General features: G+C 76.0%; 27 protein-coding genes. 18 read left to right on the forward strand and 9 right to left on the reverse strand.

Annotated features, from left to right (window positions below; translation table 11 throughout):
• Positions 1–15 precede the first annotated feature (15 nt).
• Positions 16–1,248, reverse strand: coding sequence for an ROK family transcriptional regulator (locus BKA00_RS08165; RefSeq protein ID WP_185024335.1), 1,233 nt, complete (start codon positions 1,246–1,248; stop codon positions 16–18).
• A gap of 218 nt (positions 1,249–1,466) precedes the next feature.
• Here BKA00_RS08165 and BKA00_RS08170 point away from each other — a divergent pair, with 218 nt between their 5' ends.
• Positions 1,467–1,712 (forward strand): hypothetical protein, encoded by a 246-nt coding sequence (locus BKA00_RS08170; RefSeq protein WP_221493064.1) that lies wholly within the window; start codon positions 1,467–1,469, stop codon positions 1,710–1,712.
• Here BKA00_RS08170 and BKA00_RS08175 read toward each other — a convergent pair.
• The gene (locus tag BKA00_RS08175; RefSeq protein WP_185024336.1) at positions 1,645–2,490 is read right to left on the reverse strand and encodes an ATP-binding cassette domain-containing protein; all 846 of its coding nucleotides are present in this window, start codon (positions 2,488–2,490) and stop codon (positions 1,645–1,647) included. The genes BKA00_RS08170 and BKA00_RS08175 overlap by 68 nt on opposite strands.
• A gap of 111 nt (positions 2,491–2,601) precedes the next feature.
• Complete coding sequence (locus BKA00_RS08180; protein ID WP_185024337.1) at positions 2,602–3,405, reverse strand: SDR family NAD(P)-dependent oxidoreductase; 804 nt, start codon at positions 3,403–3,405, stop codon at positions 2,602–2,604.
• Positions 3,406–3,559: 154 nt separating this feature from the next.
• Here BKA00_RS08180 and BKA00_RS08185 point away from each other — a divergent pair, with 154 nt between their 5' ends.
• Complete coding sequence (locus BKA00_RS08185; protein WP_185024338.1) at positions 3,560–5,581, forward strand: HelD family protein; 2,022 nt, start codon at positions 3,560–3,562, stop codon at positions 5,579–5,581.
• Positions 5,582–5,590: 9 nt separating this feature from the next.
• Here the strand turns inward: BKA00_RS08185 and BKA00_RS08190 are convergent, their stop codons facing one another.
• On the reverse strand, positions 5,591–6,184 hold the full coding sequence (locus BKA00_RS08190) for a TetR/AcrR family transcriptional regulator (RefSeq protein WP_185024339.1): 594 nt from the start codon (positions 6,182–6,184) through the stop codon (positions 5,591–5,593).
• An 81-nt stretch (positions 6,185–6,265) separates the two neighbouring features.
• On the opposite strand from BKA00_RS08190, the gene BKA00_RS08195 reads away from it, so the two are divergent.
• The 3 genes from BKA00_RS08195 to BKA00_RS08205 all read left to right on the forward strand — a co-directional run bounded on the left by BKA00_RS08195 (position 6,266) and on the right by BKA00_RS08205 (position 9,081).
• On the forward strand, positions 6,266–6,664 hold the full coding sequence (locus tag BKA00_RS08195; protein ID WP_185024340.1) for a nuclear transport factor 2 family protein: 399 nt from the start codon (positions 6,266–6,268) through the stop codon (positions 6,662–6,664).
• Between the two features lie 153 nt (positions 6,665–6,817).
• The gene (locus BKA00_RS08200) at positions 6,818–8,011 is read left to right on the forward strand and encodes an acyl-CoA dehydrogenase family protein (protein ID WP_230299186.1); all 1,194 of its coding nucleotides are present in this window, start codon (positions 6,818–6,820) and stop codon (positions 8,009–8,011) included.
• Positions 8,008–9,081, forward strand: a complete 1,074-nt coding sequence (locus tag BKA00_RS08205) for an acyl-CoA dehydrogenase family protein (RefSeq protein ID WP_185024342.1) — start codon at positions 8,008–8,010, stop codon at positions 9,079–9,081. Before BKA00_RS08200 ends, BKA00_RS08205 begins: the two co-directional genes overlap by 4 nt.
• Before the next feature lie 56 nt (positions 9,082–9,137).
• Here the strand turns inward: BKA00_RS08205 and BKA00_RS08210 are convergent, their stop codons facing one another.
• From BKA00_RS08210 to BKA00_RS08220, 3 genes are read right to left on the reverse strand one after another with little or no spacing between them, the layout of a single operon-like run.
• On the reverse strand, positions 9,138–9,995 hold the full coding sequence (locus BKA00_RS08210) for a 1-aminocyclopropane-1-carboxylate deaminase/D-cysteine desulfhydrase (protein ID WP_185024343.1): 858 nt from the start codon (positions 9,993–9,995) through the stop codon (positions 9,138–9,140).
• A complete protein-coding gene (locus tag BKA00_RS08215; protein WP_185024344.1) occupies positions 9,992–10,633 on the reverse strand; it encodes an adenylate kinase family protein in 642 nt (213 codons plus the stop codon). Before BKA00_RS08215 ends, BKA00_RS08210 begins: the two co-directional genes overlap by 4 nt.
• Before the next feature lie 27 nt (positions 10,634–10,660).
• On the reverse strand, positions 10,661–11,215 hold the full coding sequence (locus tag BKA00_RS08220) for a universal stress protein (RefSeq protein ID WP_185024345.1): 555 nt from the start codon (positions 11,213–11,215) through the stop codon (positions 10,661–10,663).
• Positions 11,216–11,372: 157 nt separating this feature from the next.
• Here BKA00_RS08220 and BKA00_RS08225 point away from each other — a divergent pair, with 157 nt between their 5' ends.
• From BKA00_RS08225 to BKA00_RS08280, 13 genes are all read left to right on the forward strand, one after another.
• The gene (locus BKA00_RS08225; protein ID WP_185024346.1) at positions 11,373–11,870 is read left to right on the forward strand and encodes an XdhC family protein; all 498 of its coding nucleotides are present in this window, start codon (positions 11,373–11,375) and stop codon (positions 11,868–11,870) included.
• On the forward strand, positions 11,870–12,955 hold the full coding sequence (locus BKA00_RS08230; protein ID WP_185024347.1) for a zinc-dependent alcohol dehydrogenase family protein: 1,086 nt from the start codon (positions 11,870–11,872) through the stop codon (positions 12,953–12,955). Before BKA00_RS08225 ends, BKA00_RS08230 begins: the two co-directional genes overlap by 1 nt.
• A 111-nt stretch (positions 12,956–13,066) precedes the next feature.
• A complete protein-coding gene (locus BKA00_RS08235; protein ID WP_185024348.1) occupies positions 13,067–14,053 on the forward strand; it encodes a sigma-70 family RNA polymerase sigma factor in 987 nt (328 codons plus the stop codon).
• 120 nt (positions 14,054–14,173) lie between these two features.
• Complete coding sequence (locus tag BKA00_RS08240) at positions 14,174–14,941, forward strand: CoA transferase subunit A (protein WP_185024349.1); 768 nt, start codon at positions 14,174–14,176, stop codon at positions 14,939–14,941.
• The gene (locus tag BKA00_RS08245) at positions 14,941–15,609 is read left to right on the forward strand and encodes a CoA transferase subunit B (protein ID WP_185024350.1); all 669 of its coding nucleotides are present in this window, start codon (positions 14,941–14,943) and stop codon (positions 15,607–15,609) included. Before BKA00_RS08240 ends, BKA00_RS08245 begins: the two co-directional genes overlap by 1 nt.
• The gene (gene pcaH / locus BKA00_RS08250; RefSeq protein ID WP_185024351.1) at positions 15,606–16,274 is read left to right on the forward strand and encodes a protocatechuate 3,4-dioxygenase subunit beta; all 669 of its coding nucleotides are present in this window, start codon (positions 15,606–15,608) and stop codon (positions 16,272–16,274) included. Before BKA00_RS08245 ends, pcaH begins: the two co-directional genes overlap by 4 nt.
• Positions 16,271–16,834, forward strand: a complete 564-nt coding sequence (pcaG, locus tag BKA00_RS08255; protein WP_185024352.1) for a protocatechuate 3,4-dioxygenase subunit alpha — start codon at positions 16,271–16,273, stop codon at positions 16,832–16,834. The genes pcaH and pcaG overlap by 4 nt, the downstream gene beginning before the upstream one ends.
• The gene (gene pcaB, locus BKA00_RS08260) at positions 16,824–18,044 is read left to right on the forward strand and encodes a 3-carboxy-cis,cis-muconate cycloisomerase (RefSeq protein ID WP_185024353.1); all 1,221 of its coding nucleotides are present in this window, start codon (positions 16,824–16,826) and stop codon (positions 18,042–18,044) included. The genes pcaG and pcaB overlap by 11 nt, the downstream gene beginning before the upstream one ends.
• Positions 18,041–18,814, forward strand: a complete 774-nt coding sequence (gene pcaD, locus BKA00_RS38710) for a 3-oxoadipate enol-lactonase (protein ID WP_338072105.1) — start codon at positions 18,041–18,043, stop codon at positions 18,812–18,814. Before pcaB ends, pcaD begins: the two co-directional genes overlap by 4 nt.
• Positions 18,811–19,200 (forward strand): 4-carboxymuconolactone decarboxylase, encoded by a 390-nt coding sequence (gene pcaC, locus BKA00_RS40325; protein WP_221493065.1) that lies wholly within the window; start codon positions 18,811–18,813, stop codon positions 19,198–19,200. The genes pcaD and pcaC overlap by 4 nt, the downstream gene beginning before the upstream one ends.
• Positions 19,201–19,227: 27 nt before the next feature.
• Positions 19,228–20,040, forward strand: coding sequence for an IclR family transcriptional regulator (locus BKA00_RS08270; protein ID WP_230299187.1), 813 nt, complete (start codon positions 19,228–19,230; stop codon positions 20,038–20,040).
• Positions 20,041–20,094: 54 nt separating this feature from the next.
• Positions 20,095–21,252, forward strand: coding sequence for a 4-hydroxybenzoate 3-monooxygenase (locus BKA00_RS08275; protein WP_185024354.1), 1,158 nt, complete (start codon positions 20,095–20,097; stop codon positions 21,250–21,252).
• 268 nt (positions 21,253–21,520) lie between these two features.
• Positions 21,521–22,306 carry a phosphatase PAP2 family protein gene (locus BKA00_RS08280; RefSeq protein WP_230299188.1) on the forward strand — a complete coding sequence of 262 codons (786 nt, stop codon included), beginning with the start codon at positions 21,521–21,523 and terminating at the stop codon, positions 22,304–22,306.
• On the opposite strand, the gene cphA is transcribed toward BKA00_RS08280, so the two are convergent.
• Positions 22,303–24,942 (reverse strand): cyanophycin synthetase, encoded by a 2,640-nt coding sequence (cphA, locus tag BKA00_RS08285; protein ID WP_185024355.1) that lies wholly within the window; start codon positions 24,940–24,942, stop codon positions 22,303–22,305. The two genes, BKA00_RS08280 and cphA, sit on opposite strands and share 4 nt — an antisense overlap.
• Positions 24,943–24,944: 2 nt before the next feature.
• Positions 24,945–25,778 (reverse strand): cyanophycinase, encoded by an 834-nt coding sequence (locus tag BKA00_RS08290; protein ID WP_185024356.1) that lies wholly within the window; start codon positions 25,776–25,778, stop codon positions 24,945–24,947.
• Positions 25,779–25,857: the final 79 nt, after the last annotated feature.

Consider the following 25,857-nt stretch of genomic DNA (forward strand, 5'->3'; position numbering starts at 1 on the left):
CCTCCAGGGTGCTGGTCAGTACGCCATTATCCCCCGGGTGCCGCCGCCGGGCCATCGCGCGCCCGCCGGGTCGCCTCCGTCGAGCAGGTGCGCCAGCGGGAGGGTGGCCGCGCCCACGGCGACCGCCTCCGGCCCGAGGCGGCACAGCTCGATCGAGGTCCGCGCGAACGGCCGCCGCAGAGCGTAGGCGGCGGCGGCCGCGGTGACCCGGTCCAGCATCCGGCCGCCGATCAGCAGCCCCGCCCAGCCGCCGATGATGACCTTCTCCGGGCCGAACAGGTTGACCAGGTCGGCGATGCCCGCGCCGAGGTGCTCGGCGATCTCTTCGCGCAGCGCGGCCGCCGCCTGCGACGGGTCGGCCAGCAGCCCGGCGAGGGCCGCCTCCTCGTCCGTCCCGGCCGGGCCCCCCGCGGCCCTGTAGCGTTCCAGCAGGGCGGTGGCGCCGACATAGGCCTCCAGGCAGCCGCGGGAACCGCACCGGCACGGCGCGCCCCCGACCCGCGACGTCGTGTGGCCCCACTCGCCCGCGCCGCCGGCCGCGCCCCGGTACGGCGCGCCGTCGATCATGACGGCGGCGCCGACGCCGGATCCGACAAGGGCGACGACGGCGTCGCGGTGCCCGCGCCCGGCGCCGAACCACATCTCCGCCTGGCCGAGCGACGCCGCGCCGTTGTCCACGAACAGCGGCAGGCGGGTGCCCTCGCGCAGCATGCGCTCCAGCGGAACGCCGTCCCAGCCGGCGGTCTGGCGGTGCACGACCGCGTCCGGGGCGCGCTCGATCACGCCGGGGACGCCGACGCCGACGCCGATGACGGACGCCGGGTCGGCCGACGCGCCCTCGATGACCGCGGCCAGGCCGTCCAGGACGCGCCGGACGACGGCGCGCGCGTCCCGGCCGCCGTCGCCGAGGGGCAGGTCGGCCCTGGCGAGCCGGGTCAGCCCCAGGTCGAACAGCTCGACCGTCACCCGCCCCTCGCCGACGTCCACGCCGACGAGGTGGCCGTAACCGGCTGCGGTCTTCAGCAGCACGCGCGGGCGCCCGCCGTCGGACTCGACGCTGCCCGCCTCCGCGACGAGCCCGGCCCTGATCAGCTCGCCCACCACGTTGCTGACCGACGCGGGGCTGAGGCCGGTCTCGCGGGCCAGGTCCTGGCGGCTGAGCGGCCCGTCGAAGTACAGCCGCCTCAGCAGCACCGACCGGTTGGCGCGGCGCAGGTCGCGCACGGTCCTCCGGCGCCGTTCCGGCATCGGCCCCCCTCATCCCGCGGCCCGGGCCGGGCCGCGTCCCCGCGGGTTCCAGGTCTTGGCCCGCATCATGTCACCGCTCGGACCACGGGCCGGGACACGGGCCGGCCGGCTTCGCCGCCCGGGAACGCCGCGCCGGGGACGGCGGGCGCCGGCGCGCCGAGACGGGCCGCGCGCACCGGGACTCGTCCCTCGCCCGGCCCACCGGCGAGATCGGCGGCATGGGGCTGGAGGGCGCCGTGCGGCTCGGGTTCCGCCAGGAGCCGGAGGCCGCCGAGGACCCGTGCGCGATGTTCGAGCAGATGGTCGCCGCGGCCTACGAGCACGGCACGGCGCTCCACGCGGCCACCGTGTTCGAGCTGGACGACGTCATCGACCCCGCCGACACGCGGCGCTGGATCACCGCGGTGCCGGCCGCCGCCCCGCCACCCGGCGACCGGCCCCGCCCGTGGATCGACACGTGGTGACGCGCGGGCCGGCGCGGTAGGCGTCGCGCACCCGGGGATCGGCCCGCACCTCCGCCGGGGGCCCGGCCGCGATCACCCTGCCGTCGTCCAGGACGTGCAGGACGTCGCAGACGCCGAGCACCGGCTCGATCTCGTCCTCGACGACCAGTACCGCCAGGCCCTCCCCGGCCAGGTCGCGCAGCAGGACCTCCAGCGCCCGCGCGTGCCGCACCGGCAGGCCCGCCCACGGCTCGTCCAGCACGAGCACGGCGGGTTCGGTGGCCAGGGCCCTCGCCAGGTCCATCAGCCCCGCGACGCCGGGCGGGGCGTCCCGGACCGGCCTCTCGGCGTACTCCTGGATGCCGACCCTGGCCAGGAGGGCGTCGGCGGAGGCGCCCGCGTCGCGGCGCGCCTCCAGGCGGCGCCGCCACCGGTCCCGCGCCGTGCGGCCCGGCTGCTCGCCCGTCATCGCGTGCCGGGCGGCGGCGGCCCGGACGGCCTCCCGGACGGTCGCCGGCCCCGCCGCGCCCGCCCGCTGGAACGTGCGGGCGATGCCGCGCCGGGCCCGCTCCCGCGCCGCGCTGCGCGTCAGGTCGGCGTCGTCCAGCAGGACGGCGCCCGCCGCCGGGCGCCGCAGCCCCGTGATCACGTCGCACAGCGTCGTCTTCCCGGCGCCGCTCGGGCCGACCAGCCCGGTGACCGTTCCGGGCGGGGCGGTCAGCCCGGCCCCGTCGACCGCCGTCAGCGGGCCGAACCGGACCGTCACGTCCCGCACCCGCAGGCCCTCCGCAGCGGCCATGGCCTCCGCCCCTCCGCGCCTCGTGTGATGTGGATCACTGGCGGGTCCACACCCTACTGAGGCGCGCGGGCGGCGGCAACGGGCCGCCGCGGGGGACGGGCCCGGGGACGGTCAGGGCGACGGGGGCGCCAGCCGGTCGCGGGTCCACTCCTTGACTCCGGCGACGAACGCCTCGACGTCGGCGGCCTTTCCAGAGGCCATCTCGCCGAACCAGTCCGGCACGTACCGCTCGAACCGCCCGCTCTCCAGGACCTCCAGGACCGCCTCCGCCACCTCCCGCGCCGGCAGGGCGTCCGACAGGTCGCTGAGCGGCGGCTCGTTGCCGGGACGGGTGAACAGCTCGGTCCCGGCGACGAGCGCGGGCTGGATCACGTGGACCCGCACGCCCGTGCCGTCCAGATCGACCGCCATGCTCTCCCAGAACGCCGTGAGCGCCGCCTTGGACGCGGCGTAGGCGGCCTCGTGCGGCGGGCCGAGCCGCGCCGCGACCGACCCCACCGCCACCAGGTGCCCGCGCCCGCGCGCGGCCATGCCGGGCAGAAGCGCCAGCGTGAGCCGCACGGGGGACAGGTAGTTGAGGCGCATCACCTCGTCGGCCTCGGCGGGGGACAGGTCCTGGACGCGGCGCCGCTTCGGCATGCCCGCGTTGTTGACCAGCACGTCGACGCCGCCGAGTTCGCGTTCGGCCTCGGCGGCGAGGTCGGCGACCGCGTCGGGGTCGGCGAGGTCGGCCGCCCACATCGCCGAGTCCGGGGCGTGCTCGCGGCACCGGGAGAGCACCTCCGAGAGCCTGTCCTTGCGCCGCGCCACCAGGCCGACGCGCGCTCCGGCGGCGGCGAGCGCCTCCGCCACCGCGGCGCCGATGCCCGACGAGGCCCCGGTGACCAGAGCGGACCGTCCGGTGAGAGTCGCCATGCCGACCAACGTCACACAGCCCGGCGCCACCGGCAAGGCGCATCGCCGCCGCCCCCGGAAGGGCGGGGTGCCGGAATGTCCGGCGGCGCCCGTGCCGTGGCGGTAAGGTGATGAGTTTCGCCCCCGCCACCCTCGCAGCCGGAGGTCTGTCCGCATGCCCGCCGAGTCCGCCGACCCGTCCGAACCCGCGGTGCTGGCGGCCGAACGCGCCCACCTCGCCGAGTCCCGCGCCGCCCTGCGCCGGATGCGCGAGCACGCCGCGAGCCTGTCCGCCGACGTCGCCGCCGACTGGGTCTCCAAGCAGTTCCTGGAGTCGCTGCTCGACCAGCGGGTCGAGGCGCTCGCCGACCACCCGGACACCCCGCTGTTCTTCGGCCGCATGGACCGCGACGGCGCGGCCGGCCCCGACCTGCCCGCCGTCATGTACGTGGGGCGGCGGCACGTCCACGACGGCGACGAGGGGCGCCCCCTCGTGCTCGACTGGCGCGCTCCCGTCTCCCGGGCGTTCTACCAGGCCGGGCCCGCGGACCCGATGGGCTGGCGGCTGCGGCGGCGCTTCGGGTTCCGGGCCGGGGAACTGACCGCGTTCGAGGACGAGCCCCTGGACGGCGGCGACATCGGCCCCTCCCGGATCCTGACCGAGGAGATCGAGCGCCCCCGGACCGGCCCGATGCGCGACATCGTCGCCACCATCCAGCCCGAGCAGGACGAGATCGTCCGCGCCGACCTGCCCCGGAGCGTCTGCGTCCAGGGCGCGCCCGGCACCGGCAAGACGGCCGTCGGCCTGCACCGCGCCGCCTACCTGCTGTTCACGCACCGGGAGCGGCTGTCGCGGTCCGGCGTGCTCATCGTCGGGCCGAACCGCGCGTTCCTCGCCTACATCTCGGCGGTGCTGCCCGCGCTCGGCGAGGTCCGGGTGGAGCAGGCCACCATCGACGACCTGCTCGGCGCGCCGCTCGGCGACGAGCCCGCGGCGACGGCCGCGCTCAAGGGCGACGCCCGGATGGCCGACGTGCTGCGCAGGGCGCTGTGGCTGCACGTCCGCAAGCCGGAGGAGGGGCTCGTCGTCACCCGCGGCGCGGCGCGCTACCGGCTCGCCGACCACGAGATCCGCGAGATCGCCGCCGCGCTGCGCGGCACCACCCGGTACGGCAGCGGGCGCGCCGCGTTCGCGCAGCGGCTCGCGCACCAGATCCTCGTGCGGATGGAGCGGCGCGGCGAGGCCCCCGACGACCGCGTCCAGGACCAGGTCGCGCGGAGCAGGCCGGTCAAGCAGGTCCTCGACGCCGTGTGGCCGAAGGTGAGCGCCGAGCAGGTCCTGCACCGGCTGCTGTCGGACGCCGACCTGCTGCGCGCCGCCGCCAAGGGCGTGCTCGACGAGGACGAGCAGGCCGTCCTGCTGACGGCGAGGCCCGCCCGCTCGCACCGCTCCGCCAGGTGGACCGCCGCCGACCGGGCCCTGCTGGACGAGCTGAACGACCTCATGGAGCGCACCGCCTCGCTCGGCCACCTGGTGGTGGACGAGGCGCAGGACCTGTCCGCGATGCAGCTACGGGCGCTGGGGCGCCGCTGCGCGACGGGCTCGGCCACCGTCCTCGGCGACCTCGCGCAGGGCACGACCGCCTGGTCGGCCCGGACGTGGAAGGAGGTCCTCGCCCACCTCGGGCAGGACGGGGAGGTCACGGAGCTGACCCTCGGGTTCCGCGTCCCGGGCACCGTCCTCGACTTCGCCGCCCGCCTGCTCCCGCACGTCGCGCCCGGCCTGGAGCGGCCGCGCTCGCTGCGCGCCGGCGCCGGGGCGCTCACCGTGCGGCGCGTCGCCGACCCGGCCGCCGCGGCGGCCGAGGCCGCCCGCGCCGCCCTCGCCCGCCCCGGCTCGGTCGGCCTGATCGTCCCGGACGCGCGGGCGGGCGCGCACGCGGCGGCCCTGGAGGCGGCCGGGCTGGAGCACGAGGTCCTCGGGCCGGAGTCGGCCGGCGCCGCGCGGCTGCTCGTCGTCCCCGCGACCCTCGCCAAGGGCCTGGAGTACGACCATGTGATCGTCGTCGAGCCCGCCGCCATCGCCGCCGCCGAGGCCCGCGGCCTCGCCCGCCTGTACGTCGTGCTGACCCGCGCCGTCACCACGCTGACCGTGCTGCACGAGGACGACCTGCCCGCCGAGCTGGCGGCGCCGTAGCCGGGCGCGCTACCCCGGAGCGCCCGGCCGGTCCGGGGCCTCCCGCGGGCGCAGGCCGTCGAAGGCGATGCGCAGGACGTCCTCGCGGGCCCCGGCGCGTCCCGCGGCGTAGGACATGCCGGCCAGGAGCGCCATGACCTCGCCCGCCCCGACGTCGGCGCGGACGGCGCCGGCCTCCTGCGCCCGGCCGAGCAGGACCCCGAGCGCGGCCTTGAGATCCGGTCCGGCGCGCCCGGTGGCCTGCCGGGCGTCGACGCCGGCCTCGGCCAGCGCCTCGGTGACGGCCTGCTTGGCCGCCGCCTGCGCGACCACCCGGCCGAAGAAGCCGAAGAACGCCGCGCCCGGGTCGTCCGCGGACCGGAGGCCGCGCGCCTCGGCCGCCAGCCGCTCCAGCAGGGCGACGAGCACGGCCTCCAGCAGCGACTCCTTGGTGGGGAAGTGCCGGAACACCGTCCCGATGCCGACCCCCGCCTTGCGCGCGACCTCCTCGGTGGAGGCGGAGGTCCCCTGGACGGCGAAGACCTCCTCGGCCGCGGCGAGGACCTTGGCGCGGTTGCGCAGGGCGTCGGCCCGCAGCGGCCTGCCGGAGGCGGGTGAGGTCATCGCTGCCTTCCGTTGACAAGTGGAGTCTTGGCTCCGTATTTTCTCATTCGGAGCCGATACTCCGATTCTAGGGGAGAGCGCATGTCAGAGTTCGCCAGCCCCCGGGCCGTCTTCCAGCGGCTGATCGACGGGATCACCGCGCTGCGGCCGGAGGGCCTGCCGCAGCTCTACGCCGAGGACGCTGTGGTCGTGCACCCGTTCGCCCACCCGGCCTCGCGCCTGGAGGGCCGCGAGGCGCTGCGGCGGCACTTCGCCCGGCTGGAGGTGCTGCCCGTGGAGCTGAAGGCGCGCAACGTCGTCGTGCACGAGACCGCCGACCCCGAGGTGATCATCACGGAGTTCGAGTACGCGGGCCGCAACACCGAGAACGGGCGGGAGTTCGTCGTGCCCAACATCTTCGTCCTGCGGGTGCGCGACGGGCACATCGTGGAGTCCCGCGACTACGCCCACCACCGCGCGTTCGACGAGGCGATGGCGTGACGGCCCCGGGCTCGGCGTCCCCGCGCGAGGTGTTCGCGCGGCGCGGCGGTTGACTGGCCGTCCCGGCCGTTCCTAGGGTGGACGTCGGCATACCGACCGGTTGGTATGTCCGTTCCGGGTGGCCGCCGCCGCCCACGCCCGCGCGGAGGCCCCGTGAGTACAGCACCGCCCGACGCCGACGAGCTGAGCAGGCGGGTCGGCGAGTTCCTCGCCGCCCACGACCCCGCGGAGACCGCGCCCCAGGAGTTCCTGCGGGCCCGGTTCGACGCCGGGCTCGCCTGGGTGCACTACCCCGAGGGGCTCGGCGGCCTCGGCGCCCCGCGGCACCTGCAGCCCGCCGTCGACCGCCGGTTCGCCGAGGCGGGCGCCTCGACCAACCATCCCGAGCGCAACGGCATCGGGCTCGGCATGGCCGCGCCCACGATCCTCGCCTTCGGCACCGAGGAGCAGAAGCGCCGCTTCCTGCGCCCCCTGTGGACCGGCGAGGAGCTGTGGTGCCAGCTGTTCAGCGAGCCCGGCGCCGGCTCCGACCTGGCCGCGCTCGCCACCCGCGCCGTCCGCGACGGCGACGCCTGGACGGTCAACGGCCAGAAGGTGTGGACGTCCATGGCGCACGAGGCGCGCTGGGCGATCCTCGTCACCCGCACCGACCCGGACGTCCCCAAGCACCGCGGCATGACCTACTTCGTCTGCGACATGACCGCGCCGGGCGTCGAGGTCCGCCCGCTGCGGCAGATGACCGGCGAGGCCGAGTTCAACGAGGTGTTCCTCACCGACGTGCGGATCCCCGACGAGCACCGGCTCGGCGCGGTCGGGCAGGGCTGGCAGGTGTCCACCACGACGCTGATGAACGAGCGCGTCGCGATCGGCGGCGGCGCGGTGCCGCGCGAGAGCGGCATGATCGGGGTCGTCGCCGCGCTCTGGCGGGACCGCCCCGAGCTGCGCACCCCCGGCCTGCACGACGCCCTGCTGCGCGCGTGGGTGGAGACCGAGGCGGCCCGGCTGACCGGGGCGCGGCTGCGCCAGCAGCTCACCGCGGGGCAGCCCGGCCCCGAGGGGTCGGGCGCCAAGCTGGCCTTCGCCAGGCTCAACCAGGAGGTCTCCGGCCTGGAGCTGGAGCTGCTCGGCGAGGAGGGCCTGCGCTACGACGACTGGACGATGCGCCGCCCCACCGAGGTGGACTTCACCCGCCGGTCGCCCGGCTACCGGTACCTGCGCGCCAAGGGCAACTCCATCGAGGGCGGCACCTCGGAGATCCTGCGCAACATCATCGCCGAGCGCGTCCTCGGCCTGCCCGGCGAGATCCGCGTCGACAAGGACGTGGCCTGGAAGGACCTGCCCCGATGAGCGACCTGCTGTACGGCGAGATCGAGAACGACCTGCGGGCGAGCGTCCGCGAGGTGCTGGCCGACAAGGCGCCCTGGACCTCGGTCCTCGCGGGCACCGAGAAGGACGAGCCCTACGACGCGCCGCTGTGGCGGGCGGTCGCCGCCCAGCTCGGCTGCGCCGGCCTGCCGGTCCCCGAGGAGCTCGGCGGCGCCGGCGCCACCTGGCGCGAGACCGCCGTCGTGATGGAGGAGCTCGGCCGGTCCGCCGCGCCCGTCCCGTTCCTCGGCAGCGCCGTGATCGCCACGGCGGCGCTGCTGGCCGCCGGGGAGCGCGAGCTCCTCCCGCGGCTGGCCGCCGGGGAGCGGATCGCGGTCCTGGCGGTCCCGTTCGGCACCGCCCCCTACGACGTCCCGGTGACGGTCGAGGACGCCGGCGGGGCGCTGACCGGCGAGGTCGCCGGCGTCGCCGACGGCATGGCCGCCGACGTGCTCCTCGTCCCCGCCGGGGACGGCCTGTACGCGGTGGACGCCACCGACGCCCGCCGCACCGCCGTGACCTCGCTCGACATGACCCGCCGGCTCGCCGACCTCGCCTTCTCCGCCGCCCCGGCCCGGCGCGTCGCCGAGGGCGCCGGGGCCGTGCGGGCCGCGCTGCGCACCGGCGCCGCCATGCTGGCCTCCGAGCAGCTCGGGCTCGCCGAGCGCTGCCTGGACGACACCGTCGCCTACGTGAAGACGCGCTACCAGTTCGGCCGTCCGATCGGCTCCTACCAGGGCCTCAAGCACCGGCTCGCCGACCTGTGGGCCTCGATCACCCAGGCCCGCGCGGTCGCCCGCCACGCGGCGTCCTGCGTGGCCGCGGGCGACGAGGACACGCCGATCGCGGTCGCCGTCGCGCAGGCGCACTGCTCCGCGGTCGCCCTGAAGGCGGCCGAGGAGTGCGTGCAGATGCACGGCGGCATCGGCTTCACCTGGGAGCACCCGGCGCACCTCTTCCTCAAGCGCGCCAAGGCCGACTCCATCGCCCTCGGCACGCCGGACCGGCACCGCGCGGCCCTCGCCGCGCTGGTGGACCTGCCGCCGGCCTGACCGGCGCGCGTGGCGGCGGACGGACGGCCCCGGCCCGGAGCGCGGGGGCCGTCCGGCTAACCGGTGATGACCGCCAGGACCCGGGCGCCCTCGGGGAACGCGCCGCGCCCGGCCAGCGCGAGGACGCCGAACATCATCTTCGCGGTGTAGATCCGGTCGAGGACGATCCCGTGCCGGCCGGCGAAGTCGGCGGCGAACGCCTCCAGTTCCGGGGTGGACCTCGCGTAGCCGCCGAAGTGGAAACCGTCCTCGACGCTCCAGTCCCCGCGCCGCCCGCCGTAGGTCTCGCGCTGGAGGCGCTCCACCTCGCCCGTCATGAAGCCGCCCTTCAGCACGGAGAACCCGACGGCGCGCTGCCGCGGGGCCAGGCCGGCGGCGAGCCCGGCCAGCGTCCCGCCCGTCCCGCAGGGGACGCACACCACGTCGAATCCCGGGACCTCCGCGCCCAGCTCGGCGCAGCCACGGACGGCCGGCGCGTTGCTCCCGCCCTCCGGCAGGAGGTGGAAGTCGCCCCACCGCTCGCGCAGCGCCCCGACGACGTCGGGCTCGTGCTTGCGCCGGTAGGTCGCGCGGTCCATGTAGGCGAGGCGCATGCCCATGCGCCGGGCGTGCGCGAGCGTCGCGTTCAGCGGCAGGTGCTCCTCGCCGCGGATCACACCGATGGTCGCGAAGCCGTACACGCGGCCCGCCGACGCCACGGCCCGGATGTGGTTGGAATAGGCGCCGCCGAACGTCAGGAGCGTCCCGTGGTCCCGGGCGGGGCCGATGTTGTGCCTGAGCTTGCGCCACTTGTTGCCCGGCAGCTCCGGATGGACCAGGTCGTCGCGCTTCAGGAACAGCCGCAGCCCCCGGCGCGCCGCCCGCCCGTCCGCCAGCTCCACGACCGGCGAGGGCGTCTCGGGAGGAGGCGTCATGGCATCGGGAGGCCGAGCCTCTCGCGCAGCGTCCGCTGCACCTCGTCGATGCCCGGCCGCGCGTCGACGGTGACCACGTACTCCTTGCGGCCGAACAGCTCCAGGATCGGGTCGGTCTTCTCGTGGTAGTCGCGCAGCCGCTCGGCGAGCGCCTTCTCCGTGTCGTCCTCGCGGGACACCAGCTCGCCCCCGCACACGTCGCAGCGGCCCTCCTGCGTCGGGCGGTCCTCGATCAGGTTGTAGTCCATCCCGCACCCGCTGCACAGCCGGCGGGCCAGCACCCGGCGGCGGACCTCCTCGTCCGGAAGGTCTAGATGGATCACGCCGTCGATGTCGTAGCTCTCCAGGAAGAACTCCGTCTGCCGCCGGCTGCGCGGGAACCCGTCGACGACGAACCCGTAGTTCCAGTCGTGCTGGGCGAGCCGGTCCCGCACGACGCCCTCCGCGAGGTCGTCCCCGACCAGCCCGCCGGACGCCATGACGCGCCGCACCTGGGCCCCCAGCTTGGTGTGGTTCTTGACGTGCCAGCGGAAGATGTCGCCGACGCTGATGTGGACGATGTCCAGATCGCGCGCGAGGAGCCCGGACTGCGTGCCCTTGCCGCTGCCGACAGCGCCGATGATGACGTACTTGCGCATGGGGAGAGCCTATGCGCGCCGCCCCGGTCAGAGCGGGAGGCGCAGGCGGCGGCCCAGCCTCCGGAAGCGGGAGTCGGGGACGCTCTCGGGCGATTCGTCCCGCACCGTCAGGTTCTCCAGCAGCGTGTCGAACGTGGGCGGGCGGACGCACACCAGCGTCGCGCGGGCCCTGCGGGCGCAGTGCAGCCGCACCGACGGGCGAAGCAGCCGCGAGAACGGGCCCCGGGCGCCGTGCCCGACGACCAGGATGTCGTCGTCCCCCGCCAGGCGCACCAGCGTCGCGCCCGGCTCCCCGACGAGCGCCAGCGCGGTCATCTCCACGCCCTCGGGCGGGCCGCCGCACACCTCCGCCAGTAGCCGGGCGATGAGCTCGGCGCCGGAGCCGCGCAGCGCCTCGGTGATCCCGCAGCCGAGCTGGCCCGCGGCCGACACGTGCGGGGGCAGCGGCGCGGCGTGCGCGACCAGCAGCGGCAGCCGGCGCAGCCGCGCCTCGCCGATCGCCCAGGACAGCGCGCAGCGCGCACCCGCGGAGTCGTCCACCCCCACCACGACGCGGGGCCCGCCGTCCGGTCTCGCGATCACGGTCCCTCCTGTGGCCGCCGGGTGACAGCAGTCTAGACAGAAGGCATACCCTTTCCGGCGCGAGAGTTCCAGGTTCCGGGGGCACGGGTTCGCGTCATGCCGGGACGAGGGCGTGGCCGCTGGACCGCCCGGCGCCGCGCGGGGCAGACTTTCCGGCATGGCCGCACCCCACGAGCACGACTCCTCCTGCGCCGTCGCGCACGGCGACGCCCGGCACGAGACGGGGGAGCGGACGCTCGTCGCGGTGTTCGCCGGCCCCGTCGCCGACCACCTGCTGCGCTACGGCGCCGACCTCGGCTACCGCACGTTCCTCGTCGACCCCGACAAGGACCGCGACGGCACGGCCGACCTGCCGCCCCTGGACGCCACCGCCGACGTCGTCGTCACCGACCACCACCGGCCCGAGCTCGGGCCGGTCCTGCGGGACGTGCTGACGCAGCCCGTCCGGTGGGTCGGCGTCATGGGCAACCCGCGGCACCCCGCGCCGCACATCCCGGCCCTCACCGAACTAGGCGTCCCCGCGGCCGACATCGCCCGCGTGCACCGCCCGGTCGGCCTCAACATCGGCTCCAGGACGCCCGCCGAGATCGCCCTCGCGACCCTCGCCGGCCTGATCGCCGACCGCAACGGCCGCCCCGGCGGCTTCGAGTTCTAGTGCTGGCGGTCGCCTACGACGCCTTCGCCGGGCCGCTGGAGATTAGGGAGCTGCCCGACCCGGCGGCGCCGCCCGGCGGCGCGGTGATCCGGGTCGAGGCCACGGGCGTGTGCCGCAGCGACTGGCACGGCTGGCAGGGCCACGATCCGGACATCCGCGTCTTTCCACACGTCCCCGGGCACGAGCTGGCGGGCACGGTCGAGGAGACCGGCGCCGGCGTCACCGGACTGCGCCCCGGCGACCGGGTGACCGTCCCGTTCGTGTGCGCCTGCGGCCGCTGCGCGTCCTGCCGGGCGGGCGACCAGCAGGTCTGCGAGGCCCAGACCCAGCCCGGCTTCACGCACTGGGGATCGTTCGCCCACTTCGTCGCGATCGACGCCGCCGAGGTGAACCTGGTGCGGCTGCCCGACGAGATGGCCTCCACGACCGCGGCCGCGCTCGGCTGCCGGTTCGCCACCGCGTTCCGCGCCGTCCTCGCGCAGGGCCGGGTCCGCGCGGGCGAGTGGGCGGCGGTGCACGGCTGCGGCGGCGTCGGGCTGTCCGCGGTGATGATCGCCGCGGCGGCCGGCGCGCGGGTCGTGGCGGTCGACGTGTCGCCGCAGGCGCTGGAGCTGGCGCGCCGCTGCGGCGCGTCCGCCGTCGTCGACGCCGCGGCCCACGAGGACGTGGCCGAGGCCGTGCGCGAGGCGTCCCGCGGCGGCGCCCACGTCTCGCTGGACGCGCTCGGCAGCCCGGCCACCGCCCGCGCCTCGGTGGAGTCCCTGCGCCGCCGCGGCCGGCACGTCCAGGTCGGGCTGCTGCCGCCCGGCGCGGGCCGCGCCGACCTGCCGATGGACCGGGTGATCGGCTGGGAGCTGGAGATCGTCGGCAGCCACGGGATGGCCGCCCACGCCTACGGCCCGATGATGGAGCTGGTCCGCGCCGGGACGCTGCGCCCCGACCTGCTGGTCGGCCGGGTCCTGGCCCTGGACGACGCCCCGGCGGCCCTCGCCGCGGTGCCGGGCGCCGGGATCACGGTGATCGAGCCTCAGCGCCGGCGGCCGCCCGGCGACGGCGCCGGCCGCGTCCACGGGGCACGGGCGTAGGATCCGAGGTGATGCCCGTGTTCTGTCAGTGGGCTCGTCTACGGTCGGAGGCGACGGCGCCCGCCGCCCTCGCCGCCCTGGCGATGCCGCCCAGCAGAGGTGACGACCACCATGCCCGACACCATGCCGAACACCGTCGAGACAGAGCGTGACTTCCAGTCGCTGGCCGACCCGTACCGGCGGGAGCTGCTGGCGCACTGCTACCGGATGCTCGGCTCCATCCACGACGCCGAGGACCTGGTGCAGGAGACCTACCTGCGGGCATGGCGCTCCTACGGCGGCTTCGAGGGCCGTTCCTCCCTGCGCACCTGGCTGTACCGCATCGCGACGAACGTGTGCCTGACCGCCATCGACCAGCGCGGCAACCGGCCCATGCCGTCCGGCCTCGGGGCGCCGAGCGAGGAGCCCGAGCGGCCCGTGGTGGCCTCGGACGAGGTGCCGTGGCTGGAGCCCGCCCCCGACGCCGTGCTCGGCGCCGACTCCGCCGACCCGGCGACCATCGTCACCGCGCGCGAGAGCACCCGCCTGGCGTTCGTGGCGGCCCTGCAGCACCTGCCCGCCAAGCAGCGCGTCGTGCTGATCCTGCGGGACGTGCTGAAGTGGCGGGCCGCCGAGGTGGCCGAGCTTCTCGACACCTCCACCGCCGCGGTCAACAGCGCGCTGCAGCGGGCGCGCGCGCAGCTGGAGGAGAACGCCCCCCTGCGCGACGAGCTGGTCGAGCCGACCGACCCCGGCCAGCGCGACCTCCTGGAGCGCTACGCCAAGGCGTTCGAGACCGCCGACATCGCGAGCCTGATCGAGCTGTTCAAGCAGGACGTCGTCTGGGAGATGCCGCCGTTCCCGCAGTGGTTCGTCGGCGCCGACCACGTCATCCGGCTCATCAAGGCCCAGTGCGGCCCCACCCCCGGCGACATCCGGATGGTCCCGGCCGCCGCGAACGGGCAGCCGGCCTTCGGGCTCTACATGCGCGACGGCGAGGGCGTGCACCGCGCCTACCAGATCCAGGTGCTGAGCGTCACCGGCGACGGCGTCGCGCACGTCTCGGTCTTCTTCGACACGAGCCTGTTCCCGGTGTTCGGCCTGGCCGAAAGGCTCTGATCGCGCCTCCCGTTTTCCACTGGGCGGAAACCGGGCTCCGGCCCGCGCCGCGCCGGCTGCGAGGGTGGTGGCCGGGCGGGGGCGCCGCGACGGCCCCCGCGGAGTGGGAATGGGAGGCCTATGGACAAGGTCGTGGCCTCGGCGGCGGACGCCGTCGCCGACATCGGTGACGGAGCGTCCCTGGCCGTCGGGGGCTTCGGGCTCTGCGGGGTGCCGACCCTCCTGATCTCCGCCCTCCACGCGCGGGGCGCGGCCGGCCTGACGGTCGTGTCGAACAACTGCGGGCTGGACGGCCGGGGCCTCGGGCAGCTGCTCGCGGCGGGCCGCATCGCCCGCGCCATGGGCTCCTACGTCGGCGCGAACAAGGAGTTCGCCCGCCAGTACCTCGCCGGCGAGATCGAGGTCGAGCTGATGCCGCAGGGCACCCTCGCCGAGCGGCTGCGCGCCGGCGGCGCCGGGATCGCGGCGTTCTTCACCCCGGCCGGGGTCGGCACGCTGGTCGCCGACGGCGGGCTGCCGTGGCGGTACGCGCCCGACGGCACGGTCGCGGTCGCCTCGCCCGCCAAGGAGGTCCGCGAGTTCGGCGGGCGGGAGTACGTGCTGGAGGAGGGCATCACCACCGACTTCGCGCTCGTCCGCGCGGCGGTCGGCGACCGGCACGGCAATCTGGTCTTCCACCGGGCGGCGCGCAACTTCAACCCGCTCGCCGCGATGGCCGGGCGGGTGACGCTGGCCGAGGTCGAGCGGCTCGTGGAGCCCGGCGAGATCGACCCCGACGCCGTCCACCTGCCGGGCGTCTTCGTCCAGCGCGTGGTGGAGCTGACCCCGGAGCAGGCCGCCGACAAGCCGATCGAGACGCGCACGCTGCGCGAGGGAGGCGACGCCTGATGCCCTGGTCCCGCAAGGAGATCGCCGCCCGCGCCGCCGCCGAACTGCCCGACGGCGCCTACGTCAACCTCGGCATCGGGCTGCCCACGCTGATTCCCGGGTTCGTCCCCGAGGGCCGCCAGGTGACCCTGCACGCCGAGAACGGCGTGCTCGGCGTCGGACCCTACCCCGCCGAGGAGGAGGTCGACCCCGACCTGATCAACGCGGGCAAGGAGACGGTGACCGTCCTGCCGGGCGCGGCCTGCTTCGACTCCGCGCTGTCCTTCGGCATGATCCGCGGCGGCCACATCGACATCGCCGTGCTCGGCGCGATGCAGGTCTCGGCGCGCGGCGACCTCGCCAACTGGTCGGTCCCCGGCAAGATGATCAAGGGCATGGGCGGGGCGATGGACCTGGTGCACGGCGCCCGCCGGCTGATCGTCGTGATGAGCCACACCACTCGCGAGGGCGAACCCAAGATCGTCGAGGAGTGCGCGCTGCCGCTCACCGGCCGGCGCTGCGTCGACCGGATCATCACCGACCTCGGCGTCGTGGACGTCACCGGCGACGGCCTCGTGCTGGTCGAGACGGCCCCCGGCGTCACCGCCGACCAGATCCGGGCGGCGACCGGGCCGCCGCTGATCGAGCGCGTCCCGGCGGAACGCACGCAGGAAGGGATGACGGCATGACGCACCCGCCGTACCTGTACCCGGGCTACAGGAGCACCGTGCTCCGCGCCCCGTCCGAGGAACTGGTCATGCCGAAGCCGGGCCCGGGCAGCGTCGAGCTGACCTCCCCGGTCTTCGGGCACCAGGAGTTGGGGCGAAGTGACCACGACCTCACCGTCCAGCACGCCGGCGAGCCGCTCGGCGAGCGGATCGTGGTGACCGGCCGCGTGCTCGACGGTGCGGGCCGCCCGGTGCGCGGCGCGCTCGTGGAGGTCTGGCAGGCCAACGCCGCCGGCCGGTACCACCACCTCGGCGACGTCCACCCGGCGCCGCTCGACCCCAACTTCACCGGCGCCGGGCGCTGCCTGACCGACGGCGACGGCCGCTACCGGTTCGTCACGATCAAGCCGGGCGCCTACCCGTGGGGGAACCACCACAACGCGTGGCGGCCCGCCCACATCCACTTCTCGGTGTTCGGCACCGCCTTCACCCAGCGGCTCGTCACCCAGATGTACTTCCCCGGCGACCCGCTCTTCGCCTACGACCCGATCTTCCAGTCGATCCCGGACGAGCGGGACCGGGAGAAGCTGGTCTCCCGCTTCGACATGGACACCACCACGCCGGAGTGGGCGCTCGGGTACCAGTGGGACATCGTCCTCGGCGACACCCCGACGGAGGCCGGATGAGCACGCCTTCCCCCACGCCCTCGGCCATGACGCCGTCGCAGACGGTCGGCCCTTTCTTCGGTTACGCGCTGCCGTACGAGGAGGGCCCGCAGGTGGTCCCGCCATGGCGGCCCGACGCGATCCAAGTGCGCGGGCGCGTCCTGGACGGAGCCGGGCAGCCGGTGCCGGACGCCCTGCTGGAGACCTGGCAGGCCGACGGGAACGGCGAGATCCCGCGGTGCCCCGGCGGCATCGTGCGCGCCGGGCACGGCTTCTCCGGCTTCGGCCGGTGCGGCACCGACGCCGAAGGCGGCTTCTGGTTCAGCACCGTCAAGCCCGGCGCGGTCGGGGAGAGCGCCCCCTACATCGCGGTGCTGGTGTTCGCCCGCGGCCTGCTCAAGCCGGTCTTCACCCGGATGTACTTCCCCGAGGACGCCGCCGCCCACGCGGCCGACCCGCTGCTGGGCGCCGTCCCGCGGGAGCGGCGCGCGACCCTGGTCGCCGAACGCGAGGGCGAGCGGGAGTACCGGTTCGACGTCCGCCTGCAGGGGGACGGGGAGACGGTGTTCCTTGCCTTCTGACGAGCACGGGGCGCCGCCCGCCGGGCACGGGCCCGCGGGGGAGCGCCCCCCGGCGCCGGACGCGGGACTGCTGTCGCCCGTCCGGGCGGGGACGGAGGCCGAGGCCGCCACCAGCGACCTGGCCTACCTGACCGCCATGCTCGACGCGGAGGCGGCGCTCGCCCGCGCGCAGGCCCGGCTCGGCCTCGTCCCCGCCGCCGCCGCGGAGGCGATCACCGCCGCCGCCGTCGCGGACCGGTTCGACCTGCCCGCCCTCGCCCGCCGGGCGCGCGGCTCCGGCAACCCCGTCGTGCCGCTGGTCGCCGATCTGCGGGAGCTCGCGGGCGCCGCGGGCGAGCACGTCCACAGGGGCGCCACGAGCCAGGACATCGCCGACACCGGCGCCATGCTCGTCGCGGCCCGTGCCAGGCGCGTCGTCCTCGCCCACCTCGACCGGGCACTGGACGCGCTGGCCGGGCTCGCGGCGCGGTACCGCGACACCCCCATGCCGGCCCGCACGCTCGGGCGGCAGGCGCTGCCGACGACGTTCGGCGCCAAGGCCGCGGGCTGGCTCATGGGCTGCCTGGAGGCGCGGGAGGGGCTCGCCGCCGTGGCGCTGCCCGCCCAGCTCGGCGGCCCCGCCGGGACCCTGGACGCCTTCGGCGACCGGGCCCTGGACCTCGTCGAGGCCTACGCGGAGGAGACCGGGCTGGCGCCGCCCGTCCTGCCGTGGCACACCCGCCGCGCGCCCGTCGCCCGTCTCGCGGCGGCGCTGGCGGTGGCCGCCGGCGCCCTCGGCAAGATCGCCACCGATGTGTGGCTGCTGGCGCAGAGCGAGGTCGGCGAGGTCGCGGAGGCCGCGGGCGCGGGCCGGGGCGGCTCGTCGTCGATGCCGCACAAGCGCAACCCGGCGCTGTCCGCGCTGGTCCGCTCCGCCGCCCTGCAGGTCCCGGCGCAGGTCCAGGTGATCCTCGCCGCGCAGGCCGCGCCGCACGAGCGGCCCGCGGGGGAGTGGCACGCCGAGTGGCAGCCGCTGCGCGAGTGCCTGCGGCTGACCGGCGGCGCCGCCGAGACGGCCGCCGAGCTGCTGGAGGGCCTGGAGGTGTCCACCGAGCTGATGCGCGCCGACCTCGACGACCTCCTGGACGTCCTCGGCGACGACCCCGGCACCGGCGCCGCCGCGGCGCTCGTGGGCCGGGCCCTCGACGCCTACCGCAGGAGCCGCACGTGAGCGCCGCGCCGCACCACCGCCTGGACGGACCGGACGGCGCGCCCCTCGTCGTCCTCGGCCCGTCCCTCGGCACCTCCATGGACCTGTGGCTTCCGCAGCTGCCCGCGCTGACGCGCGCCTGGCGCGTGCTGCGCTACGACCTGCCCGGCCACGGCGGCGCGCCGGCGCCCGCCGGCCCGTTCACCGTCGACGACCTCGCGGGCGGGGTCCTCGCCCTGCTGGACGGCCTCGGCGTCGAGCGGGCCGCCTACGCCGGGGTGTCGCTCGGCGGCGCGGTCGGGACGGCCCTCGCGCTGCGCGCCCCGGAGCGCGTCGCCAGCCTGGTCCTGTGCTGCACGTCCCCGCGCTTCGGAGACCCGCGGTTCTGGCGCGAACGCGCCGCGCTCGTCCGCCGCGAGGGGGTCGGTCCCGTCGCGGACAGCGCCGCGGAACGCTGGTTCACGCCGTCCTTCACCGGCGCGGACCCCTACGTGGCGATGCTCCGGGCCACCGACGCCGAGGGCTACGCCGGCTGCTGCGAGGCGCTCGCCGCGTTCGACGCGACCGCCCGCCTGGCCGAGATCCGCGCGCCGGCCCTGGTGGTCGCCGGGGCGCAGGACGGCCCGACCCCGCCGCGCGGCCACGCCGACCGGCTCGCCGCCGGCATCCCGGGCGCCCGCCTCGCGGTGGTCGAGGGCGCCGGGCACCTGGCGAACGCCGAACGCCCGGCCGAGGTCACCGAGGCGATCACCGCGCACCTGGACCGCACATGGAGGGGAACGGGCCGATGAGCGAGCGCATGTCCGACGGGGAACGGCACGCACAGGGGATGAGGACGCGGCGGGAGGTGCTCGGCGACGCCCACGTCGACCGCGCCGAGGCCCGCAAGGACGGCTTCACCGCCGACTTCCAGGACCTGATCACCCGCTACGCGTGGGGCGAGGTCTGGAGCCGTCCCGGACTGGACCGCAGGACCCGCAGCTGCATCACGCTGACCGCCATGGTCGCGGGCGGCCACCTCGACGAGCTCGCCATGCACGTGCGCGCGGCGCTCCGCAACGGCCTGACCCCCGACGAGATCGGGGAGGTGCTCCTGCAGACGGCGATCTATTGTGGAGTCCCCGCCGCGAACGCGGCGTTCGCCGTCGCCCAGCGGGTACTGACCGAACAGGAGTGACGGGCGCGGGCCCGGGCGGAGGAGCACGTGGGAGGGGACGGGACGGAACGCGCGCGGCCGGTCAGCGTGGCGGGCAAGGTCATGGCCATCCTGAACGCCTTCGCGCAGGGCGGCGTCCGCCTCAACCTGAGCGAGATCTGCCGCCGCGCCGGCCTGCCGCTGGCGACCGGCCACCGGCTCGTCGGGGAGCTGGTCGGCGGCGGGTTCCTGGAGCGGGTGCCGGACGGGACGTACCGCATCGGCACCCGGCTGTGGCGCATCGGCAGCCAGGCCCCGGCGGTCACCGGGCTGCGGGAACTGGCGCTGCCGCACATGGAGGACCTGTACGAGGCCACCCACGACAACGTCCAGCTCGGCGTGCTCCGCGACGACCGGGTGCTGATCGTGGAGCGGCTGCGCGGGACCCGGTCGGTGCCGGTGGTGACCCAGGTCGGCGCGACGCTGCCGCTGCACACCACCGGCGTCGGGAAGGTGCTGCTGGCGTTCGCGCCGCCGCGGGTGCGGGAGGGCGTCCTGGCCGGCGAGCTGCCCCGGCACGCGGCGCGCACCATCACCGACCCCGGCGAGCTCCGGCGCTGCGTCGAGCAGGTCGTCCGCTCCGGCTACGCGGTGACCCGCGACGAGATGACGCTCGGCGCGTCGTCCGTCGGCGCCCCCGTGCGCGACGGCGCGGGCGACGTGGTCGCGGCGATGTCGCTGGTGTCGAGCACCCGCAGCGCCGATCTGAGGCGGCTGCTGCCGCCGCTGACGACGGCGGTGCGCGCCCTGTCCCGGGACGTGGCGGCGCACTGGCGCGGAGGTCCGGACATGTTTTCCGCTGAGCGGAACACCGGCGCCTGAGCCTGCGGCGACGCGCGCGAACATCGGCGGGCGGACCCCACGGGAGGAGGATCGATGCGGACCCAGGTCGCGATCATCGGCGGAGGGCCGGCCGGGCTGCTGCTGTCGCATCTGCTCCACCGCCGGGGGATCGACTCGGTGGTCCTGGAGAGCCGCGACCGCGACTACGTGGAGCACCGGCAGCGGGCCGGGATGCTGGAGCAGGGGACGACCGACGTCCTGCGCGAGAGCGGCGCGGGCGAGCGGCTGGACCGGGAGGGACTGGTCCACCGGGGGCTGGAGCTGCGGTTCGGCGGCGCCGGGCACCGGGTCCCGCTGACCGGCCTCACCGGGCGGACCGTGACCGTCTACGCGCAGACCGAGATCGTCAAGGACCTCGTCGCCCGGCGGCTGGCCGACGGCGGCGACGTGCGGTTCGAGGCGGAGGCCGTCGCGCTGGACGCCTCCGCGCCGAGCGTGACCTTCCGCAGCGGCGGCCGGATCCGCAGGCTGGAGTGCGACTACATCGCCGCCTGCGACGGGTTCCACGGCGTCGGCCGCGCGGCGGTGCCGGGTCTGCGGACGTTCGAGCGCGAGTACCCGTTCGCCTGGCTCGGGATCCTCGCCGACGTCCCGCCGTCCACCGACGAGCTGATCTACGCCCACCACGACCGCGGGTTCGCGCTGCACAGCCTGCGCTCCCCGCGCGTCAGCCGCCTCTACCTCCAGGTGCCGCCGGAGGAGGACCTCGCGGCGTGGCCCGACGCCCGGATCTGGGACGAGCTCGCGGCGCGGTTCGCGACCGACGACGGCTGGGAGCTGCGCGAGGGGCCGATCACCGACAGGTCGATCACGCCGATGCGCAGCTTCGTGGCCGAGCCGCTCCGGCACGACCGGCTCTTCCTCGCCGGAGACGCGGGGCACATCGTCCCCCCGACCGGGGCGAAGGGCCTCAACCTGGCGGTGTCCGACGTGACCGTCCTGGCGCGGGCGTTCGCCGAACGGTACGCCTCCGGATCGCACACGCTGCTGGACGGCTACTCCGACGCGTGCCTGCGGCGGGTGTGGCGGGCCGAGCACTTCTCCTACTGGATGACCACGCTGCTGCACACCGACCCGGCCGCGACCGGCTTCGAGCACCGGCTGCAGCGCTCCCACCTGGAGTACGTGGCCTCCTCCGAGGCGGCGCAGACCTCCCTGGCCGAGAACTACACCGGCCTTCCGCTCGCCTAGCCGGGCGCCCGCGGCGCGCGGGTGAGACGCACGTCACCGAAATTGGCAGCCCCTGAAATTTTGCCACCTACGCAAGTTCGGTCTACGGTGAGACCGTGGCGCCGCCGGGCCCCCGGCCCGGCGGTCTCCGGCGCGTGCCGCGCCCCACGCGGACGCGGAAGGTGAAAGGCTTCGGCATCTGCTCGACGTCCCCGCCCGGCCCGGCGGCGGCCGCGAGCCGCCCCCGACCGGCCCCGACCGGCGCAGAACCGATGCGAAGGACAGCGCAGTGAGCCTCCTCGACCAGCCGCCCCGCCAGGTCGGCGCGTTATCACGACTGCGCAGGCCCGGACGTGCCGGCGCGGCCGCGGGACGCCCCGGCGGCCGGCCGCGGCCCGTCCGCGAGCTGCTGCTGATCATCGCGCTGTTCGCCGCCTACAAGCTCGGGCGGCTGCTGGCGGACGGGCGGGTGAGCGAGGCGTTCGACAACGCCCACCGCGTCCTGCGCCTGGAGCGCGTCCTCGGCCTGCCGGACGAGGCGGGGGTCCAGAACGGCCTGCTGCACAGCGGGTTCCTCGTGCACGCGGCCAACTCCTACTACGCCTACGTGCACTTTCCGGCGGCCGTGCTGTTCCTGCTGTGGATCTATCTGCGGCGGCCCGTCCACTACCGGTGGGTGCGCCGGGTGCTCGTGGCGCTCACCGCCGCCGCGCTCGTCCTGCACCTGCTCGTGCCGCTGGCGCCTCCGCGCATGCTGCCCGCGGCGGGGCTCGTCGACACCGCGGCCCAGTACGGGCCCTCGGTGTACGGGGCGCCGCAGACGGACACGATCGCCAACCAGTACGCCGCCATGCCGTCCCTGCACATCGGCTGGGCGGCGGTCATCGCGCTCGGGCTGATCGTCACGTCGCGGACGCAGTGGCGGTGGATGTGGCTGCTGCACCCGGTCGCGACGATCGCGGTCGTCGTCGGCACCGCCAACCACTACTGGCTGGACGGGATCGTGGTGCTGGCGCTGCTGTCGGTCACCGTCCTGCTGCTGCGCCCGCCGCCGGCGGACGGGCCCGCCGACTAGCCGGCGGGTTCCGCGCCCAGCGTCTCCAGCAGCTCGGTCACCGGCTCCAGCTTCTCGTACAGCAGCAGGACGGGCTCGCCCGGCTCCGCCATGTCCAGCGCCGAGGCCAGCGCGCCCTTCAGGTCGCCGACCGGGTGGTGGCACACGTCCGGCCGGGCGTCCCGGAGCCCCTGGACGATCAGCCGGGTCATCTCGCCCGAGTGGCGCCCCCGCAGGTCCTCGTCCTCGTAGACGACGACGCGGCCGAACGAGGCCGCCAGCGCCCGGGCGGTCTCGCTCACCAGCTCGTCCGAGCGGTCGCCCGGCAGCGTGACCGCCGCGACCCCGGCGCCGCCCCAGCGCCGCGCGACGAACTCGCCCATCGCCCCGACCGCCGCCGGGTTGTGGGCGTAGTCGACCAGGACGGGGTTGGCGCCGACCTGGTACACGCAGCCCCGGCCGGGGTTGCGCGTGTGCGGGTCGAACGAGCGCAGCGCCCGCGCCACCACCTCCACCGGCACGCCGAGCGCGCGGGCGGCGGCCGCCGCGGCGAGCGCGTTGGCGATCACGTGGCGGGCGTGCCCGCCGAACGAGCCCGCCACCTCGGCGGCCGGCAGGATCGGGGTCCGGCGGTCGCCGCGCGCCTCGGTCAGCCACCCGTCCCTGACGCTGTAGCCGGCGCCGCCGCCGCTCAGGTGGCGGGCGAGGACGGGCGCCTCGGGGGACAGGGCGAAGTAGCGCAGCACCGGGTCGCGCTCGCGGACCCCCGGCCGCCCGGCGAGGCCCGCCGACGCCTCGTCCTCGGCGTTGAGGACCACGTGGCCGCCGCGGCGGATCTCCTCGGCGACCAGCGACTTGATGTCGGCCAGGTCCTCGACGGACTCGGTGCCGTCGACGCCGAGATGGTCGCGGGTGATGTTGGTGACGACCGCGACGTCGGCGCGGTCGTAGCCGAGGCCGCGCCGCACGATGCCGCCCCGCGCGGTCTCCAGCACGGCCGCCTCCACCGACCGGTCGCCGAGCACCATCTCCGCCGAGCGCGGGCCGGACGCGTCGGACCGGTGGACCAGGCGCCCGCCGACGTACACGCCCTCGGTGCTGGTCATGCCGGTCCGGCGCCCGTCCAGCTCCAGCATGTGCGCGATCATCCGGACGGTCGTGGTCTTGCCGTTGGTGCCGGTGACCGACACGACCGGCACCCGCGACGGCGTCCCCTCCGGGTACATCAGCCCGATGATGTCGCCGGCGACGTCGCGCCCCGCGCCCTGGTGCGGCGCCAGGTGCATCCGCAGGCCCGGCGCGGCGTTGACCTCCAGGATCCCGGCGGCGCCCCGCTCGGCGGGCGGCGGCGAGGCGGCGTCGGGCAGCCGCAGGTCGATGCCGCACACGTCCATGCCGACGGCCGCGGCGGCCCGCACGCACATCGCGGCGACCTCCGGGTGGACGTCCGCGGTCACGTCCCGGCTGGTGCCGCCGGTGGACAGGTTCGCGTTGCGGCGCAGCCACACCCGCTCCCCGTCGGCGGGCACCGACCGCGGGCCGTGCCCCTGCCGTTCCAGCAGCGCCAGCTCGGTGGGGCCGAGGACGAGCCGGGTCAGCGGCCGGTCGTGGCCCTCGCCGCGCGCCGGGTCGGCGTTGACCCGCTCCACCAGCGCCGCGACCGTGGCCGTCCCGTCGCCGGTCACGCACGCGGCGGTCAGCTCGGCCGCCGCCGCGACGCGGCCGCCGACCACCAGCACCCGGTAGTCCTTGCCCGGGATGTAGCTCTCGACGAGGACCTCCCCGCCATCGCCGGCCGCCGACGCGAACGCGGCCACCACCTCCGGCGGAGTGGTCAGCTCGATGTGCACGCCCTCGCCCTGGTGCCCCGCGAGCGGCTTGACGACCACGGGGCCGCCGATGGCGCGCAGCGCCGCCAGCGCCTCGCCCGGGGACGCCGCGACCCGCCCCTCCGGCACGGGCAGGCCCGCGTCGGCGAGCAGGCGGTGCGCGAGCCGCTTGTCGCCCGCGACCTCCATCCCGATCGCCGAGGTGGCGTCGGTCATGGCCGCCCACACCGTCCGGCGGTACCGCCCGTACCCGAGGCGCAGCAGGTTGAGCCCGCCGACCCGGCGCACCGGCACGCCCCGCTCGCGCGCGGCCCGCGCCAGCGCCGCCGTGCTCACCCCGAGCCGCTCCTGCTCGTGGACGGCGGCGACGCGGGCCAGGTCGGCCGAGGTGTCGGGGACGAGTCCGGCGAGCGCCCCGTTCACGATCCGCACCGCCAGGGTGATCAGCCGCTCCACCACCGGGCTCGCGGACGGCTCGTCGGACGGGCACTCCAGGATCACGTCGTACTCGGCGGGCCCGCCCGCGCGCACCGTGCGGCCGAAGAACACCTCGCGGCCGATCAGGCCGGACAGCTCCAGCGTGACGTGCTCGGTGACGTGGCCGAAGTAGGTGCCGCGCGCCATCGCCTCCAGCAGCCCGCCCGGGCGGCCCGCCGAGCAGTGGTGGTCGGCGAGCCCGGGCAGGGCGTCGACGAGCCGCTCGGCGAAGCCGGGGTGGTCGGTGGTCTCGTGGCCGGTGAGGCCCTGCAGGTCCAGCCGCGCGATCGCGACGGGCCTGGACAGGTAGACGTTCGGGCCGCCGAGGCGGCGCACATGGTCGAGTCGCACCGCTATCCCTCCTCCGGGCCGCGCATGTTGCCGATCGCCGGGAGCCGGTCGTTCATCTGGAACGCGCAGCCCGCCGGCAGCAGGTGCAGCGACACGTCGAGCATGGCCATCGGCTCGTCGTCGGACGCGGCGTAGGCGACCGTCGCCTGCCCGGCGTCCACCACCGTGACCACGCCCGTCCCGACGACCTCGAACCGCCCGTCGCCGACCACGATCGCCGTGTCCTCGTCGATGCCGACGCCGAGCAGCCGGGTGTCCAGCGCGATCCCGCTCATCAGCCTCGGCAGCCGCCCCCGCTCGTTGAAATGCATGTCGATCAGCACGTTGTCGAGCAGGGCGAGGCCGGGGCCGACCTTGACGGTGGAGGCGGCGACCTCGTGGCCGCGGCCGCCGAGGATCATCCAGTGGCCCATGGCGGTGGCGCCCGCGCTCGTCCCGGCGATCACCAGGCCCTCCTGGTCGAGCCGGCGCTTGAGCAACTCGTTGGTCCTCGAACCGACCAGGGTGCGGATCCGCGACTGGTCGCCGCCGCTGAACAGCACCCCCGTCGCGGTCTCCAGCGCCCGCAGCGTCGCCGCGTCGTCGGCCGCCGCCCGGCCGAGCAGCCGCAGCTCGCGTACCGAGGACACGCCGAGCCGCCCGAACACGGCCGTGTACTCGTCGGCGACCTCCTCGGGCACCTCCGTCGCCGTGGTGATGACGACGATCCGCGCGTCCTCGTCGCCCGCGAGCTCGACGAACGTCTCCAGCGGGCCGGAGCCGCAAATCCGGTTCTCCGCGCCACCGATGATCAGCAGCCGGCCCTTGCGTCCGGCGCCCCCGTGTTTGTGGTTCACCTCTGCTAGCTACCCCCGATAACCGTCGGTAGTCACGCGAACGCGACAAGTCATGGGATGGCGCGCGGCGCGCTGTGCC

The organism is Actinomadura coerulea, from assembly GCF_014208105.1.
Lineage (GTDB): Bacteria > Actinomycetota > Actinomycetes > Streptosporangiales > Streptosporangiaceae > Spirillospora > Spirillospora coerulea.